Raw genomic sequence first — 16,301 nt, 5'->3', positions numbered from 1 at the left:
GGTGCGTCAGGTCAGCCCGACGGTCTCGATGTCGCACTCGATGCGCCGTTGACCGCGCGCGGCATCCACCTCCGGGTGGTCCGGCCCGAACAACGCCTCCAGCGCCGCGGCGGCCTCGTCGAGCAGCTCGCGGCCCCGAGCCTCCTCGCCGACCTCGATCAGGTCGACCGACGCGTTGACCGCACAGTAGAGCGTGTACGGATGCCCCGGCCCGCGCAGGCGACGCGAGTCCTCCAGGATCGCCTCGGAGAGCACCTGCGCCTGCTCCAGCCGGTGTGACCGGACCAGGTTGATCGCCTGCGCGGAGCGCGCGCTCAGCAGGTACGGGTGGGTGGGCGGCAACGATTCGCCCATCGCCTCCAGGGTGGCCGCACCCAACTCCCGCGCCTCCCGGTCGAAGTTGCGGGCCCGCAGGATCACCCCGAGATTGACCGCAGCGCAGAGCGTGACCGGATGCCGCTCCCCGAAGACGGCTCGGAAGGTGGCGTGCCCCTGGGAGGCCAGGGCGTACGCCTGCGTCGCGTCGCCCGCCGCGCGCATGGCGTTGGCGCAGGTCATGCCCGCCTCCGCGGCCAGCACGTGATCGGTCCCGAAGCGGCGGGTCACCAGCCGGTAGTTGGCCGCGCCCTCGGTCACGGCGTCGTCGAGCCGCCCGGTCTTGCGCAGGCAGGCGATGTGGATGCAGGTGGCGCGCAGCACGGTGAGGTGCTCCGCGCCCAGCAGCGACCGTTGCACCGGCAGGGAGCTGTCCAGCAATGCCAGCGCGTCGGCGTACCGGCCCAGGAGGTAGAGGTCGCGCGCCTGGGCCTCCTGCGCCAGCACCAGTGAATAGGTGCCGTCCTCCGCGGCCGCGCCGGCATGCCGCGCCACTTCGAGGTTGAGGTCGTACGCCCCTTCGAAGTCACCGCTGAGGCGAAGGTTGATCGCCATCGAGTTCATCACCCGCAGGGTGCTCGGATGCCCGTCGCCGAGCACCCGGCGGTGCACGTCGAGGTTGCGCCGGTCCAGCTCGGCCGCCGCCGCGAAGTCGCCGAGACGCCGCAGGTCCGCGCCGACGCTGTTCGCCGCGCCCAGCGTGTACTCGTGTTCCTCACCGAGGCTCGTCCGCATCCGTTCCAGCGCTTCGAGGCCGAACGTGGCCGCGCGCGGGTCGGCGAGCAGCCGCAGGGCGTCCGCGTACCGTCGCATGGCCAGCAGGGTCAGCGGATCGCCGCTGCGCTCGCCGTCTGGACCGGGCTGGTCCCAGGCAGCCAGGATCTCCTCGGCGAAGTCCCGACAGCCTTCGAAGTCACCCAGGTTGTAGATGTAGCGCAGCTGGTCCATCGCCGTCCGGCGGGCGTCGATGTCACCGTGGATCAGACCGGCGACGCGGACGTGTGGCGCGATGTCGGCGTGGCGGGGCCAGGTGCTCCGGTCGTCCGGGAAGCCCGGGTTGGCGGCGGCGAGCAGCCGGCGGGCGTTCGTCAGCGGGCTCTCGTCGCCCTGCTCGGCGAGCCCCTCCCGGATGACCGCCTGCACCAGTCGGTGCACCTGTACGTGCCGGCTGGCATTGTCCGCCTTCGCGAGCCCGAGCGACGCCAGTTGCCGGATGGCCCGGGCGATGTCGTTGCGCTCCTGGAGGCTGGTGCGCAGCGGTTCGTCCAGCCCGGCGCGGCGCCCCTCCCAGAGCAGGCGCATCGGAACCGGGTCGGGGCTGAGGAAGGCGAGTAGCTGGATCAGCTGCGCGGCGGCCGGGTTCTGCTCGCGTACCGCGGCCAGCGCCATCGACACCACGGTCAACACGGTGCCCCGGTACTGCCGGGGTTGCCCCTCGCCCAGCAGCTCCCGAGCGTGTTCCTTGAGGTCGACGAGGTATTCGTCGACCGACGACAGCATGGTGAGCAGCCAACTGACGGCCTGTTCCAGGGCGAGCGGCAGGTCGCCGAGCTCGGCGGCGAGCCGGCGGGCGTCGTCGGGGCTGGTCGCGGGACGCCGCTTGAGCAGCAGTTCCACGCTCTCGGCTCGGGTGAACACGTCGACGTCCAGCGTCAGGGCGCTCGCCGACCAGGCCATGTTCCGTGAGGTGACGAGGACGTGGCCGCGTTCGCCGACGAGGTTCGACGAGGGCATGAGCGGGGCCAGCTCGTGCGGGTCGTCGGCGTTGTCGTAGACCAGCAGCCAACTGAGCGAACTCGTCGACAGCGAGTCGAGGACCGTCCGCACGGTCTGCTCCAGGCTGGCGCTCGCGGCCAGGCCGAGCCGCTCGCCGAGGGCCGCGATCGAGGTACGCAGCGCGGTGAGATCCTCCGCGGCCATCCACCAGATCAGCTGGTAACGGTCCGCGTACCGGTAGGCGAACTCGACAGCGAGCTGGGTCTTGCCGACCCCACCGACACCGCGCAGCGCCGCTTCCGGCAGCACCGAGGCCCGGTGCTGTGACGAGAGCAGTTCGTCGAGCGCGACGAGCTGCTTCTCCCGGCCGGTGAAGTACAGGTTGCGCGGTGGGACGCCGCCCCGGATGAGATTTCGGGATCGCTGGGGCGTCGTCTCCTCGATGATGATCGTCCTGCGCATGTCGGAATCAGGTTCCTCTCCACCGGCCTCGGCCGGTGCCGCCTGGTGCGGGGATCGTAGCGACGTCCAGTGCGTCTTCGCAGCCACGCGCATATCGTCGAGATCGGCGGTGGTGAGCCGAAGGACCGCCGCCGCCTCCCGCAACCACTGCTCGAGCGGCTTGCTGTCCGACTCGATGCCGGCGAGCACCAGGCCCGCCAGCGCCACGACGCCCGGGACCCGCCAGTCACCCACCGGTTGCCAGCCGACGGCCTTTACCAGCTCAGGCAGGTCCTCGGACGACAGCGGATGATCCGAGACCGCCGCGACGGCCCCGGTCAGCACCTCGGGCGGGACGTCCGTGAGCAACTGCGCGAAAAGCCAGGAGAGGTAGATCTGCTGGGCGGAGGTGACCGCTCTGGCGCCCGGGTGGATGTTGGCGATGACCTGCAACAGCGTCGACACGCCCCGGGGCTCCTCGGCGCAGGCGCGCACGATGCGGTAGACGTCGTACCGCACCTCGGAGTGCCGGGGCACCGACAGTGCCTTGCGCAGCTCCCCCTCGACCTCGTCGAGATAGAGCGAACGGGTGCTCACGTCATTGATCGAACTCATCGAGAGCAGTGCGTCGCAGATGGCTTGCACCTGGGCGCTCGGCATCCGGGGCGTCGTCACCGATTGTCCTCCGTACCCGTCAGCAGACCGAGGCTCTCGGCAAGGTCACGGAAGGCCCGCAGTGGCGTACTCGCCGGGCCTTCCGTCAACAGCAGGACGCGATAGAGAGCCGCGATCCCGTCCTCGTATTCTAAGCCCGTCCGAATCAGGCCGAACATGTCGAGACCCAATGGCCCGAATGGATTCACCATCCGACTGATGTGCGGCGGCAGCGACTGAATGACCAATTGACGGCTGTCGGGGTGCCGGAGTACCGGAATGTCCTCCAGCAGTCGGGCCAGCGCCATCTTCTGCGGGAATGACAGCGGCGCGGGCGCCGGTCGGGGCCTCGCCCGAGCGCCGGCCGCCAGCGGGCCGGGCGGCAACAGGCCAGGCGGCAACAGGTCGGGCGGTAGCAGGGCACGCCACTGCCCGACGGGCGACATCCAGCCGACCAACTGCTGGCCGACGCTCGCGCGGGCCAGCACCATGCCCACCACGGCGCCGTCCGGCGCGTACACCCCGGAACCGCTGAATCCCCTGTCGATTCCGGCCGTGGCGGCGGAAATCCGGTCGAGTTGACGCCATCCGGTGCCGACGTCGACCGGACCCACGGCCCGCGCCAGCACCATGACGGACGCCGGGGTGTTGGCCGGAAAGCCCACGATCCGCACGTCGAACTCGTCGTCGCCGCGATCGGCCAGGGTGGCGGGGGCGGACGGAAGCGGCGTGGTGCAGCGCAGCAGCGCCAGGTCGCCGTCGCCGGCCGGGCCGACACCCCGGGACCAGGTCACCTCGGCGGCGGCCCGGGTGCCGGGGTGGCTCGGTGTGTCGACGAGCACCCCGGGCGGGCCCGCCCCGGTGCCGTCATCGACGACATGCCAGCAGGTCAGCACCAGGTCAGTGGTCAACTGGATGCCCGCGCCGACGACCGACGAGTGGTGGCCGCCGAGTATCCGCACCCGGCCGGCGAGCGACCGGGTGCCGGTCATCCGTGCTCCGCCAGCCACTCGGTCAGGGCGGCCGGCGGCCGGCGGCCGACGCTGCGCTCAGTCATGCGCGGCGTTCTCCTGCGCGCCGGCCCCGTCCTCACCCGGCGACGGCAGCGCGGGGACGGGCGAGGTCCAGATGAGCTTGACCTTGAGGTGGCCCTGCGCGCTGGTGCGAGCGACGACGGCACCAGCCTCCGCGGTGAGGGTGACGCCGATCTCGACCTCCACCTGATCGGGGCGCACCGCCACCCCACGGACCACGCCCAGCGCCGCGTCGAGCGCGGGTTTGATGTGGGCCAGTGCCGTTTCCAGCGTCTCCCGGGCGGGGCGGATCCGATCGAGCAGACCGACCCTTTCCAGATCGGTGCCGGCGTGTTCCTCGACGAGGAGGACGCCCTGATCGGTTTCGAAACGAAGGAGATCCGCCACGTGACAAATTCTCGCCGAAAGATCGTTCGGAATTGGTGTCAGATCACTGACAGGAGTCATTGCATGCACCCTGCGCCGACACGGGACACATCCGCTTGCCATCACCACTGCCGCCTGTCAACCTGACGCAATGCAGGACACGGCGACCTTCGAGGATCTGCTCCGAGAAGGCGTCGACGCGTCCGTGGACGGTTGGGACTTCTCCTGGTTCGACGGCCGCGCGACGGAACGGCGGCCGTCCTGGGGATATCTGAGACTCATGACAGCCCAGATGAGGGTGGCCCGCGCCGCACTGGACATCCAGACCGGCGGCGGCGAGGTGCTCTCCGAGGTGCCGGCATTTCCCCCATTGACCGTGGCCACCGAACACTGGCCGCCCAATCTCCGCCTGGCCCGACGCGCGCTCGAACCCCGCGGCGTGCGGGTGGTCGACGTTGCCGAGGACGCTCCGTTCCCGTTTCCCGACGAGACGTTCGACCTGGTGGTGAGCCGGCATCCCAACGTCGTGCTCTGGGACGAGATCGCACGGGTGCTCACCCCCGGCGGGCGGTACCTGGCCCAGCAGATCGGCCCCGGCTCCAACCGGGAACTGGCCCAGTTCCTCACCGGTCCCCGCGAGATCAGTGACGAACGGAGCCCGGCCCGCGCCGCCGCCGACGCGCGAGCCGCCGGCCTTGTCATCGACGAGCTGCGGCACGAGGCGTTGCCGACCACCTTCAACGACGTGGCAGCGGTGGTGCACTTCCTCCGCAAAGTCATCTGGACGGTGCCGGACTTCTCCGTGGAGCGCTACCGGGCCCGGCTCGCCGATCTGCACGACCACATCCGTCGCCATGGTCCGTTCGTGGCCCACGCCCAGCGCGTCCTGGTGCGGGCGCACAAGCCCCAGCACTGAGCGAACGGCTCCAAGCCCACGAAGGAGTACCGGTCGGAGCGGCCGGCCACGGATGAACCGCGGTCGGCCGGGTAAGCAGCGACCTTGCCTGGTGGGGAGACGACCGGGTGCACGGGTGGGCGGTCCTGGACCGGCCCGCCCGTGCACGCCCAGTCAGTTCGAGGAGATCCAGTTCCAGGCCGAGACGACCCACTCGGTCTGCTGGAGCCACGCCACCCCGAGGCCGACGAGGAACACCGCCGTCGCCAGGTGCGCACCTCTGGCGCTGCGCCGGACCCGGCCCAGCTGCCGCTCCAGCACCACCCGGCCGACCAGCCGGAACAGGGCGAACAGGCCGGCCGCCACCAGCAGGCTGAGCACCAGCACCAACAGCGGGCCGCTCAGGTCACCCTGGCCGGACAGCGCCCAGATCCCCCAACACACGAACGCGAAGAGGCCTGCCGCAGCGCTCCACTCACCGCCGCGCCGCAGCTGCGCCATCCGCGAGCTGAGCGAGCGACGGGGCACCGGACCACCGGGCCAACCGGTGCCGGTCGGCTCCTGCTCGACCACCGGGAACGGTTCCGTGCGCGGGGTGCGTGGCTCACCAACCGGAGCGACCCCCCGGCGGAACCCGTCACGCTGCGGCGGCACCCCGACGCCGGCCTGCGGTGGCACCTCCACGGTCCGCTCCGCCCACGGCTGCGTCTGGTCTGCCATCTCGTCCTCCCCCTGACCGACGGCAACAGCACCGCCTTGATTCGAGGGTAGCCAGCCGGCAAATCGGTCGCAGACCCCGGCCGGGGCGCGCGGTCCCGCGACGATGCCGGATTCCACCCGGCCAGGGTACGGTCGGCTGATGGGTGACCCCGACCGACGACGGCGACGGCTGCGCCACCACGTCGAGACCGAGACGGCCAGACCGGGCGCGGACGGCCCGACGGTCAGCACGCCGGGCGTGCACGACGGGGACGAGCCGCCGCCGCGACGCAGGAACACGGGCGGCGACGAGCGCGACGGCGAGCGGGGGCTGCGCGGGTTGGTCGGTTCCGGCTCGTCCCAGGTGGGACTCAGCGCGGCGCTACGGGCCCGGGACGCGGCCCGCCCCACCGACGACGACCTGGCCGAGGCGGAAGCCCGGGTGGTGGTCGTCCGGCGAAACTGGGTGCCCCGCGAGGAGTTGCCCCGCTCGCCGCGCTGAGCGCCGCGCGGTCAGGGCAGGTCGGGCAGCTTCCGGGTCCGCTCGTACTCGGCCACCTGCGTGATCCGCCGAGCGTGCCGCTCGTTGCCGGAGAACGGCGTGTTCAGGAACGCCTCGACGATGCCGGTCGCCTCGTCCAGCGTGTGCTGGCGGGCACCGATGGCGACCACGTTGGCGTCGTTGTGCTGGCGGGCCAGCTGAGCGGTCTCGACGCTCCAGGCCAGGGCGGCGCGGACGCCGGCGACCTTGTTCGCGGCGATCTGCTCACCGTTGCCGGAGCCACCGATGACCACTCCGAGGCCCGTCTCGTCGGCCACCACCTGGTCGCCCGTGTGCAGGCAGAACGTGGGGTAGTCGTCGTCCGGGTCGTAGCTGTGCGGGCCGACGTCGACCACGTCGTAGCCCTGCATGGCCAGGTGGCTGGCCAGGTGCACCTTCAACTCGAAACCGGCGTGATCGGATCCCAGGTAGACGCGCATACCGGGCAGTCTGTCAGGCCGCGCTCGGGGACGTCACAGGGGCGGCGTCCCCGAGCCGGGTTCGTCACACGGTCGTGGGGATGAGGCTCAACGCGGCAGCTCGGCGACGACCAGGCCGCCGCGCGCCTTCGGGGTGAACCAGGTGCTCTTGCGGGGCATCTTCTCCCTGGCCAGGTTGACTGCGACGAAATCCGCCACGGTCACCGGCGCGATCAGGATGGCCAACTCGGCCCGGCCGGCGTCGACCTCACCGGTGAGCCAGCTCGCCGGGTAGTCGCCGCCGACGTAGGTGATGCGCTTGTCGCCCGGGTCCAGACCGAGCGCGTCGCGCAGCACCAACCGCTCGACCAGAGCGTGGTCCAGGTTTTCCAGGCGGGCGGAGGCGGTGGCGGGCAGGCGCACCGCGTACCCCTGGCCGTCGAGGCGGAGGTGCACGGTGCCGCCGGCCGCCGGGACCTCGACCGGGCCGTCGATCGGCTCGACCTCGGCGCCCGCGGCCCGCAGCCGGTCGAGCAGCTCGGCCGGGGTGGTGGTCAGCTCGCTGACCAGCCGGTTGTACGGCTGGATGGCCACCGACGCGGGGGTGGTGATCACGGCCAGGAAGCGCGGCAGCCCGCCGGTCTGGGCGGCCAGGCTGCGGTGGTTGCCGTCCGCGACGACCAGGTCCCCGCCACCGGCGAGAGCCGTCAGCGTGGCCTGCTCCGGGCCGGGGCCGAGCAGCCAGATGGCGTGCGTGCGCCCCGCCTGGTCGGTGTCCGTCGCGGCGGGCGCGCCGGCCGTGTCGGTCGCCGCCGCGAGCGCGGCGTGCAGGTCGTCGCCACGCCCGGTCTGGAGCAGGAGTACGGGTGAGAGCAGGTGCCCCAGCGCGTCGGCCAGCGCCACCCGCTCGCGCACCTTGGCGATGAAGACGTCCTCGTTGCGGATGACCAGGCCCGGCTCGTCCGCCCGGGTGGAGATCTGGTCGGTGTCCACCATCGCGAACAGCCCGTACGCCGGCTCCTCGCCGGGGGCGCTGATCCGGTAGAGCACCACCACCTGCTCGGCGGGGGTGTAACTGCCGTCGGCCTTGGCCTCGGCGAGGCGGGCCACCGCGTCCGGCAGCGCGTCGAGGAACGACGTGCCCAGGCTCTGCGGGGCGCGATGCGGCATCTCGATGCCGAGAGCGCTGTGCGGGTTCGACTCGATGATCGCGGTGATCTCCGCGTCGTCGGCGAACTCGTCGTAGTTTTGCGCGCCGGTGCCGCCAGTGGTGACCCAGGCCCGGGTGATCGGATGCACGACCGTCATGCCCACTGACGCTACCGGCGGCGGTGTCGTCGCCGACGGGGACCCGCGGTGCGTCCACCAGATGAAAGCGCCCGGTGGGGCCCGGCTGGTCAGCCGGCGCGGTCGGAGGTGCCCCGGCGGTGCTTACCCGCGCTCACCGGCCCATTGTTGCCACGCCGACCCGTCCCGATCGGCCCGGTGTTCAGGGCGCGGCGGGGCGACGCGGGCGGCCCCGGGACGGGGCGGTCGGGAGGAGGCGTGGGAACGGGCCGAGGGTTCAGCGGCGGCGTCGGCACCGGACGAGGAGGAGCCGGTGCCGGCGGCGGAGGAGCCGGTTCGGCCGGTGCCGCCCCCGACGGCACCAGCGCCGGCACGCTGGTCGGCACCGCGTCGACGGACGACGGCAGTGGGTCGACCGCCCTGGGCGGGGTGAGCCGGGAGGTCACCGGGACCCGCGCCACGCCCACCACGATGGGCGGCGCGAGGAGATCCACCAGGTGGGCGGGCAGGTCCGGGCGGACCGTCGGCCAGCGGGAGTCGTCAACGGACCAGTAGTCAGCACCGGGAGTCTCGATCACCCCCTGCCGGGTCAGCTGTTCGTCACCGGACGCACGGTGCTTGGCCATCGGGATTTGCCTCCACGAACTGCGGCGTGCGGCCCCTTCGGGTCGCTGCGGCGGACACCGAGGGAAACGACGCCGCCCGCCTCCCGGTGACGCCACGACCCACCGCCGACCTCGGCAGCGGACGAGAAACGCCCCCGTCCGCGCGCCTGACGGGGCACGGACGGGGGCGCGGAGGTCCTCGCTCAGTCGAAGATCGGGCTCTGCTCGCGGGTGCGCTTGAGCTCGTAGAAGCCCGGGGTGCCGGCGACCAGCAGCACGCCGTCCCACAGCCGGCCGGCGGCCTCCCCCTTCGGAGCCGGAGTGATCACCGGGCCGAAGAACGCGACCGGGGTGCCGTCCGGGCCGGGCGCGTGCACGACCGGAGTGCCGACGTCCTGCCCGACCGGGCGCATGCCGGCCTCGTGGCTGGCCCGCAGCGCCTCGTCGTAGTCGGTGCTGTCGGCGGCCGCGGCCAGTGCCGGGTCGAGGCCGACCTCGGTGAGGGCGGCCACGTACAGCTCCGGACCCCGCTCCTGCTTCTGCAGGTGGATCCGGTTGCCGAGCGCGGTGTAGAGCGGGCGCAGCACGTCGTTGCCGTGCAGCTGCTCGGCGGCGATGCAGACCCGCACCGGGCCCCACGCGGTCTTCAGGAACTCCTTGTAGTCCTCGGGCAGCTCGTCCCGGCCGTCGTTGAGCACGGCCAGGCTCATCACGTGGAAGCGGATGTCCACCTCCCGGATCTGCTCGACCTCGAGCAGCCAGCGAGAGGTGATCCAGGCCCACGGGCAGGCCGGGTCGAACCACATGTCGGCGGTGACACGTTCGGTCACGGTGAGATCCCTTCGCGACGGGTGGCGCCGACAGGTCGGCGTCTGAGGAGAATCTTCACCCCGCAGCGCATCGACCGGCACCCGAATGAGAGCGTGACCTCGGCCACCGCGGGCTGCCCGTACATGGAAGACTCGAATCGGGCCAGCCGTCACGAGCGGTAGGCGAACGGGCGCCGCCGGGCGTACGGCGACATGTGGGATGGAGACGAACAGTGCCGGGAGTGCGCAACCTGACGCAGGTCGAGGCGACCGAGCGGGCACGCCTGCTCAACGTGACGGGGTATGACATCAGTCTGGACCTGTCCAGCGCCGTGCTGGCGGCCGACGGCCGCACGTTCAGGTCGACCACCGAGGTCCGGTTCCGCTGCTCCGAACCGGGCGCGAGCACCTTCATCGAGCTGGCCGCCGAGTCGGTGCGGTCCGCCACGCTGAACGGCACGCCCGTCGACCTCTCCGACTGGTCCGCCGAGAAGGGCCTGACCCTGTCCGGGTTGGACAGCGACAACGTCCTGGTGGTCGACGCCGACTTCAACTACTCGAACAGCGGTCAGGGTCTGCACCGGACGGTCGACCCGGTGGACGGCGAGACGTACCTCTACAGCCAGTTCGAGACGGCCGACGCGCAGCGGGTGTACGCCTGCTTCGACCAGCCCGACCTGAAGAGCGTCTACACCTGGCACGTCACCGTGCCGGCGCACTGGCGGGCGGTCTCCAACATGCCGGTGCAGCGGGAGGAGCCGGCGGGTGAGGCGCTCAAGACGCTGCACTTCACCGAGTCGCCCCGGATGAGCACCTACATCACGGCGATGTGCGCCGGGCCGTACCACGAGGTGCGCGACGCGCACGACGGCATCGACCTGGGGGTGTTCTGCCGGGCGTCGATGGCCCAGTACCTGGACTCAGACGACCTGTTCCTGATCACCAAGCAGGGCTTCGACTTCTTCCACGAGAAGTTCGACGTGCGCTACCCGCTGCCGAAGTACGACCAGCTCTGGGTGCCCGACTTCAACGCCGGTGCGATGGAGAACTTCGGCTGCGTGACGCACGCCGAGTCGCACTACCTGTTCCGCTCGCAGGTCACGGACTTCGAGTACGAGCAGCGGGCCAACACGATCCTGCACGAACTGGCCCACATGTGGTTCGGTGACCTGGTCACCATGCGCTGGTGGAACGACCTGTGGCTGAACGAGTCGTTCGCCGAGTGGGCAAGCCACTGGTGCAACACCAACGCGACCCGGTTCAGCGAGGCGTGGACGACCTTCCTGTCCATCCGGAAGAACTGGGGCTACCGGCAGGACCAGCTCTCCTCCACCCACCCGGTCTACACCGAGATGCCGGACATGGAGGCCGTGGAGGTCAACTTCGACGGCATCACCTACGCCAAGGGCGCGAGCGTGCTCAAGCAGCTCGTCGCGTACGTGGGCGAGGAGCCGTTCGTGGCCGGGCTGCGGGCCTACTTCGGCAAGCACGCCTGGGGCAACGCCACCTTCGACGACCTGCTCACCGAGCTGGAGGCAGCATCCGGGCGGGAGCTGCGCAAGTTCGCCGCGCAGTGGTTGGAGACCGCGCAGGTCAACACGCTGCGTCCGGAGGTGACCATCGGGGCCGACGGCACGTACGAGCAGGTGCTGGTGCGGCAGGAGGCGCCGGCGGCGTACCCGACGCTGCGGACCCACCGGATCGGCGTGGGCCTGTACGACCTGACCGACGGGCGGTTGGTCCGCCGGGAACGGTACGAGGTGGACGTGACCGGCGAGCACACCGATCTCGCCGCTCTGCGTGGCGTCCGGGCCGCCGACGTGTTGCTGCTCAACGACGACGACCTCAGCTACACCAAGCTGCGCCTCGACGAGCGCTCCATGGCGACGGTGGTGCAGCACATCGGTGGCTTCGACTCGTCGCTGGCCCGCGCGCTCTGCTGGACCGCCGCGTGGGACATGATCCGCGACGCCGAACTGTCCGCCCGCGACTACGTGGCGCTGACGCTGAGCGGGCTGCCCGCGGAGACCGACATCAACCTGGTCACCGCCACGCTGCGGCAGGCGACCACCGCGCTCACCCTGTACGCCGACCCGGCCTGGGCACCGACCGGCTGGGCCGACCTGGCCCGTACCGCCCGCGACGCGCTCGCCGCCGCCGAGCCCGGCAGCGGGTTCCAGCTGGCCTGGGCCCGCGCGTTCACCTCGGCGGTCCGCTCCGAGGAAGACCTGGCCACGCTGCGCGGTTGGCTGGACGGCACCGGTGTGCCGACCGGGCTGACCGTCGACACCGAGCTGCGTTGGTCGGTCCTCGCCGCGCTGGTGGCCAACGGTGCCGCCGGGACCGCCGAGATCGAGGCGGAGCTGAGCAGCGACCGCACGGCCAGTGGCGAGCGGGAAGCCGCGTACGCGCACGCGTTGATGCCGACGGCCGAGAACAAGGCCGCCGTGTGGGCCCTGCTCACCGGCCCGGACTCGCTGCCCAACTGGCGGCACCGGGCGCTGTTGCAGGGGTTCGCCCACCCGGCGCAGGTGGAGCTGGTCGCCCCGTACCGGGAGCGGTACTTCGCGGCGGTCGGGCAGGTGTGGGCCACCCGGGACAGCGAGCCGGCGCAGGAGTTCGCCCAGCTGGCGTACCCGACCTACCTGGTGCAGGACGACACGGTCGCGGCCACCGACGCGTGGCTGGCCGGTGACGGGCACCCCGCCCCGCTGCGTCGACTGGTCGCCGAGGGCCGCGACGGTGTGGTGCGGGCGCTGAAGGCCCGCGCGAAGGACGCGCAGAGCGCCTGAGCATCGAATACGCGGCCCGGGGCCGGCGTGGGTGTGACTCCGCGCCGGCCTCGGGCATTATCGTGACAGGAGGAGGTGGACGTGATGGCACAGCCGACCTACGAGTGGCGGCCCCCCGCGCGCGCGTGGCGCGAGCAGGACCTATCCGACCTGCCTGAGGATGGGAACCGCTACGAGATCATCGACGGGAGCCTGCACGTCACACCACCCCCGGGTTACGGGCATCAGGAGCTGGCGGATGAACTACGGGCCGCCCTTCGAGCGGCGGTGCCCGCTGGATGGCGGGTCATCCGGGAGGCAGGGCTTCGAATGGCCGGGGGAAACCTCATCCCCGACGTCACGGTGCTGAAGCCGACAGCCCCCGCCGACGGCACCTGGGTCGAAGCAGAGGATGTGGCGCTCGTCGTCGAGGTGGAATCACCGGGTAGCCGTCGGCATGACCGGTTCACCAAGCCAGCGCTCTACGCCGAGGCCGGCATCCCCGCCTACTGGCGCGTAGAACGTGGCGATTTCGGTCCGGTGATCTACCGGTACGAGTTGGTGAAGGGGGTGCACTACAACCTGCTCGGCACGGTCGGCCCCGACGATGTAGTGCAGATCGACGAGCCGTGGCCGATGGGCCTCGATCCCTCGGCCTGGCCCCGCTGAAGCAAGCCCAGACACACCGAAGCCCGGCCCGCTGCGAGCGGGCCGGGCTTCGTCGTACGAGGAAGGGGTCAGCCCTTGCCGGCGTGGCTGGCGAGCTGGTCGAGGCCGTTGATGATGCCGCCGGCCAGGTCACCGCCGCTGAACGCGCCGACCATGGAGAGCGCGGCCAGCTTGGCGTACGTGTCCGGGATGCGCTTGCGGGCGTACCGCCCGGTGATGATCTCCAGCTGGCGCTGGTTGGGCGACACCGCGATCAGCACCGACTTGTCGGGCTCGGCGAGCTGACGGTGCAGCCGCTGGGCGTGCTCACGGATCGGCTCGTCGAGACCACCGACGAAGACCGAGAACACCAGACCGGTGCCCTTGTCGGCCAGGCGCAACGCCTCGTCGATGCGCAGCAGCTGGCGGGTCGAGAACGGCCCGTCGAGCACCTCGGGCGGATTTTCCGACCCGGCCTGCTTCTCACCAACGGTCACTTGCGCCTCCGGTTCCACCGGCCGGCGCCTCGACGCTGGCCTGCTCAAGCTTGTGGCTGGTCAACGCGGGCGCCTGCGCCCCCGCCGTCAGCGCGGTGCCGGCCGAGTCGGCCAGCTGCTCCGGACGGCCCAGGAACCAGACCGGAGTGAAGTCGAAGGGCCGGCCCGGGCGGTAGCGCTTGGCACCACCGCCACCGCCGGTGGCACCACCGTGGCTACCGGCGTACGACAGGCCGGCGATGACCAGCACCGCGGCCAACGGGATGCCGACGAAGACCAGCAACGTCTCGGTAACAGACAATCCCAACGCCCCCAGGCGGAAGAAGGACGACAGTGAAAAACCGGGTCGGATGGACGATCACGCTGCCGACCGCCCGACTCCGTCACCATTCACGTTAGCGGAGTCGACGGCCCGCCAGATTGCGGGGTGCCGATCCCATCCGTCACTGCAGTTCTCCAGTTGCGCAGCGGTAGCGATGAGCCGCGCGTCGTCGCCGTACCGGCCGGTGAGCAGCACCCCGACGGGCAGTCCGTCGGTCGTGGTACCCACTGGCAGGGAGACGGAAGGATCGCCGGTGACGTTGAAGATGGCGCAGTAGGGCGAGAACCGGCGTTGCCGGTCGAAGTCGGCGGCCGGGTCCGCGTCGGCGCTGAACCAGCCGACGGGTGCCTGCGGGGTGGCCAGGGTGGGACAGAGCAGCAGGTCGTATCCGGCGGTGCGGCGGGCACCGAGGCGCACCTGCGCCTGCAACTCCCCGAGGGTGGCGGTCAGGGTGCCGGCGGAGAGTTCCGCGCCCCGGGCCCGGAGCAACCGGGTCAACGGCAGCAGCTCCGCCTCCCGCTGCGGTGGCACCGGGGCGAGCGCCAGCACGTACCAGAGGGTCTCGAACAGCGGCCACGCCGCCGGCCCGAGCGGCGGCGGCACCTCGACCACCTCGTGGCCGGCCGCCGCGAGGAGCGCGGCGGCCCGGTCCACGGCGGCCACGCAGTCGGAATGCACCGGTTCGTCGGCGAGCATCGGCGTGGTGAACCGGCCGATCCGCAGCGGGCCGGGCTCGGCCCGGCGCGCGACGGCCAGGTAGCCGCCGGGCGGCGCGGGCGGCGGCAGGTAGGGCTCGCCGGGGACGGGAACGGCCATGACGTCGAGCAGCGCGGCGACGTCGGTGACCGTCCGCCCGAGCGGGCCGGCGGTGGGCAGGCCGAACGCGCCGGAGCCGACCGGCCCGCCGGAGACGAGGCCCCGACTGGGCTTGTAGCCGACCAGGCCGCAGAGCGACGCCGGGATGCGCAGCGACCCGCCGCCGTCGGATCCCTGGGCGACCGGGACCAGCCCGGCCGCGACGGCCGCCGCCGCGCCGCCGCTGGACCCACCCGCTGTGTACGCCAGCTGCCACGGGTTGCGGGCCGGCGGCGCGACCCGGCCCTCGGAGTAGAGCGAACAGCCCAGCTCGGAGGTGGTCGTCTTGCCCAGGCTGACCAGACCGGCGGCCTTGATGAAGCGGACCACGTCGGCGTCGACCGGCGGAACGAAGTCGACGAAGGCGGCCGAACCGAAGGTGGTGCGAACCCCGGCGGTGAGCGTCAGGTCCTTGATCGCGGTCGGCACGCCGTGCAGCGGACCGCGCTCCTCGTTCGGCACCGCGTCGGCGGCGCGCGCGGCCTGCCGGGCGAGCTCCGGTGTGACGGTGACGAACGCGCCGACGGTGTCGCCGAGCGCCGCGACCCGGCGCAGGGAATGCTCGACCAGGTCGACGCTGGACAGCTCGCCGCGGGTCATCGCGGCGGCCTGCTCCAACGCGGTCAGGTCGTGCGGCTCGGCCATAGCCCTCATCCTGCCCGCTGGGAGCGACTGTCGACGGGCCGACACGGCGTCCTACCGTCAGTCCAGCGTGCCCGCCGGCGCCACCCATTCACTGCGAGGCCCACCGACGTCACTGATCAGGTCGAAATCCCGGTCGTAATGCAGGACGGTCGCGGAGTATTCGGCAGCGGCCGCCGCGACCAGGACGTCGACGGGGCTGGCCGCCCGATGGTGGCCGCGGGCTGTCAGCGCCAACTGCAGGTCACGGGCCCGGGTGGCGACGGCCGGGGTGATCGGAAGGTCGACCATCAGCTCCGCGCGGCGAGCACGCACTGCCATCGCGTCACGGAAGTCGCGAGCGCTCCTCCCGTCCTCCAGGTCGAGCGGCACGCAGGTCGCAGCGAGCCGCTCCTCAAGCAGGATTCTGATCCGTTTGCCGACTACTGGTTGACGAAGACGCCCCCATGCGGAGGTGTCGATGACGTACAGGCCGGCTGGGGGGTTCACGCGGCGTCCTGCTCGCCTCGCGGCGTCTTGTCGTCGTCGAGGAGACCGGTCCAGTCACGATCGATCGAGAGCAACTCCCGGATGGCCTCCAGGCGCTCACTTCGTTCGGCGACGAGCCGAAGTGCCGCGTGGATGGTGTCTTTCTTGGTCTTGGTGCCCAGCTCTCGGCGGGCACGTTCGAGCAGCTCATCATCCAGGTCAACGAGGGTCTTCATGGCCCGACTATATACGCTAAC

At 71.5% G+C, this 16,301-nt stretch carries 17 protein-coding genes; 4 read left to right on the top strand and 13 right to left on the bottom strand.

Annotation, left to right across the window (positions count from 1 at the left end; translation table 11 throughout):
* Positions 1-6: 6 nt before the first annotated feature.
* Genes fxsT through AB0877_RS29205 form a run of 3 tightly spaced genes read right to left on the bottom strand, consistent with a single transcriptional unit; the run spans position 7 to position 4,607 of the window.
* Positions 7-3,207: an FxSxx-COOH system tetratricopeptide repeat protein gene (gene fxsT / locus AB0877_RS29215; protein ID WP_366612768.1), complete on the bottom strand. Its 3,201-nt coding sequence runs from the start codon at positions 3,205-3,207 to the stop codon at positions 7-9.
* Positions 3,204-4,178, bottom strand: a complete 975-nt coding sequence (locus tag AB0877_RS29210; RefSeq protein WP_366612767.1) for a trypsin-like peptidase domain-containing protein — start codon at positions 4,176-4,178, stop codon at positions 3,204-3,206. Before AB0877_RS29210 ends, fxsT begins: the two co-directional genes overlap by 4 nt.
* Positions 4,179-4,235: 57 nt before the next feature.
* The gene (locus tag AB0877_RS29205; RefSeq protein ID WP_366612766.1) at positions 4,236-4,607 is read right to left on the bottom strand and encodes a CU044_2847 family protein; all 372 of its coding nucleotides are present in this window, start codon (positions 4,605-4,607) and stop codon (positions 4,236-4,238) included.
* A gap of 130 nt (positions 4,608-4,737) precedes the next feature.
* On the opposite strand from AB0877_RS29205, the gene AB0877_RS29200 reads away from it, so the two are divergent.
* A complete protein-coding gene (locus tag AB0877_RS29200; RefSeq protein WP_366612765.1) occupies positions 4,738-5,502 on the top strand; it encodes a class I SAM-dependent methyltransferase in 765 nt (254 codons plus the stop codon).
* Positions 5,503-5,655: 153 nt separating this feature from the next.
* On the opposite strand, the gene AB0877_RS29195 is transcribed toward AB0877_RS29200, so the two are convergent.
* On the bottom strand, positions 5,656-6,201 hold the full coding sequence (locus AB0877_RS29195) for a hypothetical protein (RefSeq protein WP_366612764.1): 546 nt from the start codon (positions 6,199-6,201) through the stop codon (positions 5,656-5,658).
* A 139-nt stretch (positions 6,202-6,340) separates the two neighbouring features.
* Here AB0877_RS29195 and AB0877_RS29190 point away from each other — a divergent pair, with 139 nt between their 5' ends.
* Positions 6,341-6,682 (top strand): hypothetical protein, encoded by a 342-nt coding sequence (locus AB0877_RS29190; RefSeq protein WP_366612763.1) that lies wholly within the window; start codon positions 6,341-6,343, stop codon positions 6,680-6,682.
* A gap of 11 nt (positions 6,683-6,693) precedes the next feature.
* Here AB0877_RS29190 and AB0877_RS29185 read toward each other — a convergent pair whose 3' ends face one another.
* The 4 genes from AB0877_RS29185 to AB0877_RS29170 all read right to left on the bottom strand — a co-directional run bounded on the left by AB0877_RS29185 (position 6,694) and on the right by AB0877_RS29170 (position 9,862).
* Positions 6,694-7,161, bottom strand: coding sequence for a ribose-5-phosphate isomerase (locus AB0877_RS29185; RefSeq protein ID WP_366612762.1), 468 nt, complete (start codon positions 7,159-7,161; stop codon positions 6,694-6,696).
* A gap of 87 nt (positions 7,162-7,248) precedes the next feature.
* Entirely contained in the window at positions 7,249-8,448 is a 1,200-nt protein-coding gene (locus AB0877_RS29180) for a DUF1015 family protein (RefSeq protein WP_366612761.1), read from the bottom strand.
* Between the two features lie 89 nt (positions 8,449-8,537).
* Positions 8,538-9,053, bottom strand: a complete 516-nt coding sequence (locus AB0877_RS29175) for a hypothetical protein (protein WP_366612760.1) — start codon at positions 9,051-9,053, stop codon at positions 8,538-8,540.
* Positions 9,054-9,235: 182 nt separating this feature from the next.
* Positions 9,236-9,862, bottom strand: coding sequence for a disulfide bond formation protein DsbA (locus AB0877_RS29170; protein WP_366612759.1), 627 nt, complete (start codon positions 9,860-9,862; stop codon positions 9,236-9,238).
* A gap of 221 nt (positions 9,863-10,083) precedes the next feature.
* Here AB0877_RS29170 and pepN point away from each other — a divergent pair, with 221 nt between their 5' ends.
* Both pepN and AB0877_RS29160 read left to right on the top strand, forming a co-directional pair.
* On the top strand, positions 10,084-12,633 hold the full coding sequence (gene pepN / locus AB0877_RS29165) for an aminopeptidase N (RefSeq protein ID WP_366612758.1): 2,550 nt from the start codon (positions 10,084-10,086) through the stop codon (positions 12,631-12,633).
* 84 nt (positions 12,634-12,717) lie between these two features.
* On the top strand, positions 12,718-13,281 hold the full coding sequence (locus tag AB0877_RS29160; RefSeq protein ID WP_366612757.1) for a Uma2 family endonuclease: 564 nt from the start codon (positions 12,718-12,720) through the stop codon (positions 13,279-13,281).
* Between the two features lie 68 nt (positions 13,282-13,349).
* Here the strand turns inward: AB0877_RS29160 and AB0877_RS29155 are convergent, their stop codons facing one another.
* From AB0877_RS29155 to AB0877_RS29135, 5 genes are all read right to left on the bottom strand, one after another.
* The gene (locus tag AB0877_RS29155; protein ID WP_124856680.1) at positions 13,350-13,757 is read right to left on the bottom strand and encodes a DUF5130 family protein; all 408 of its coding nucleotides are present in this window, start codon (positions 13,755-13,757) and stop codon (positions 13,350-13,352) included.
* Positions 13,744-14,040, bottom strand: coding sequence for a hypothetical protein (locus AB0877_RS29150; RefSeq protein WP_196930456.1), 297 nt, complete (start codon positions 14,038-14,040; stop codon positions 13,744-13,746). Before AB0877_RS29150 ends, AB0877_RS29155 begins: the two co-directional genes overlap by 14 nt.
* Before the next feature lie 75 nt (positions 14,041-14,115).
* On the bottom strand, positions 14,116-15,579 hold the full coding sequence (locus AB0877_RS29145; RefSeq protein WP_366612756.1) for an amidase: 1,464 nt from the start codon (positions 15,577-15,579) through the stop codon (positions 14,116-14,118).
* Positions 15,580-15,636: 57 nt separating this feature from the next.
* Positions 15,637-16,065: a PIN domain-containing protein gene (locus AB0877_RS29140; RefSeq protein WP_366612755.1), complete on the bottom strand. Its 429-nt coding sequence runs from the start codon at positions 16,063-16,065 to the stop codon at positions 15,637-15,639.
* A complete protein-coding gene (locus AB0877_RS29135; RefSeq protein ID WP_366612754.1) occupies positions 16,062-16,280 on the bottom strand; it encodes a type II toxin-antitoxin system VapB family antitoxin in 219 nt (72 codons plus the stop codon). The genes AB0877_RS29140 and AB0877_RS29135 overlap by 4 nt, the downstream gene beginning before the upstream one ends.
* Positions 16,281-16,301 lie beyond the last annotated feature (21 nt).

Origin of the sequence: Micromonospora sp. NPDC047644 (assembly GCF_040704315.1) — a bacterium.
In the GTDB taxonomy this organism is placed as follows: domain Bacteria; phylum Actinomycetota; class Actinomycetes; order Mycobacteriales; family Micromonosporaceae; genus Micromonospora.
Note: the sequence above shows the minus strand (reverse complement) of the source record. Positions and strands in the feature narration are given on the sequence as shown.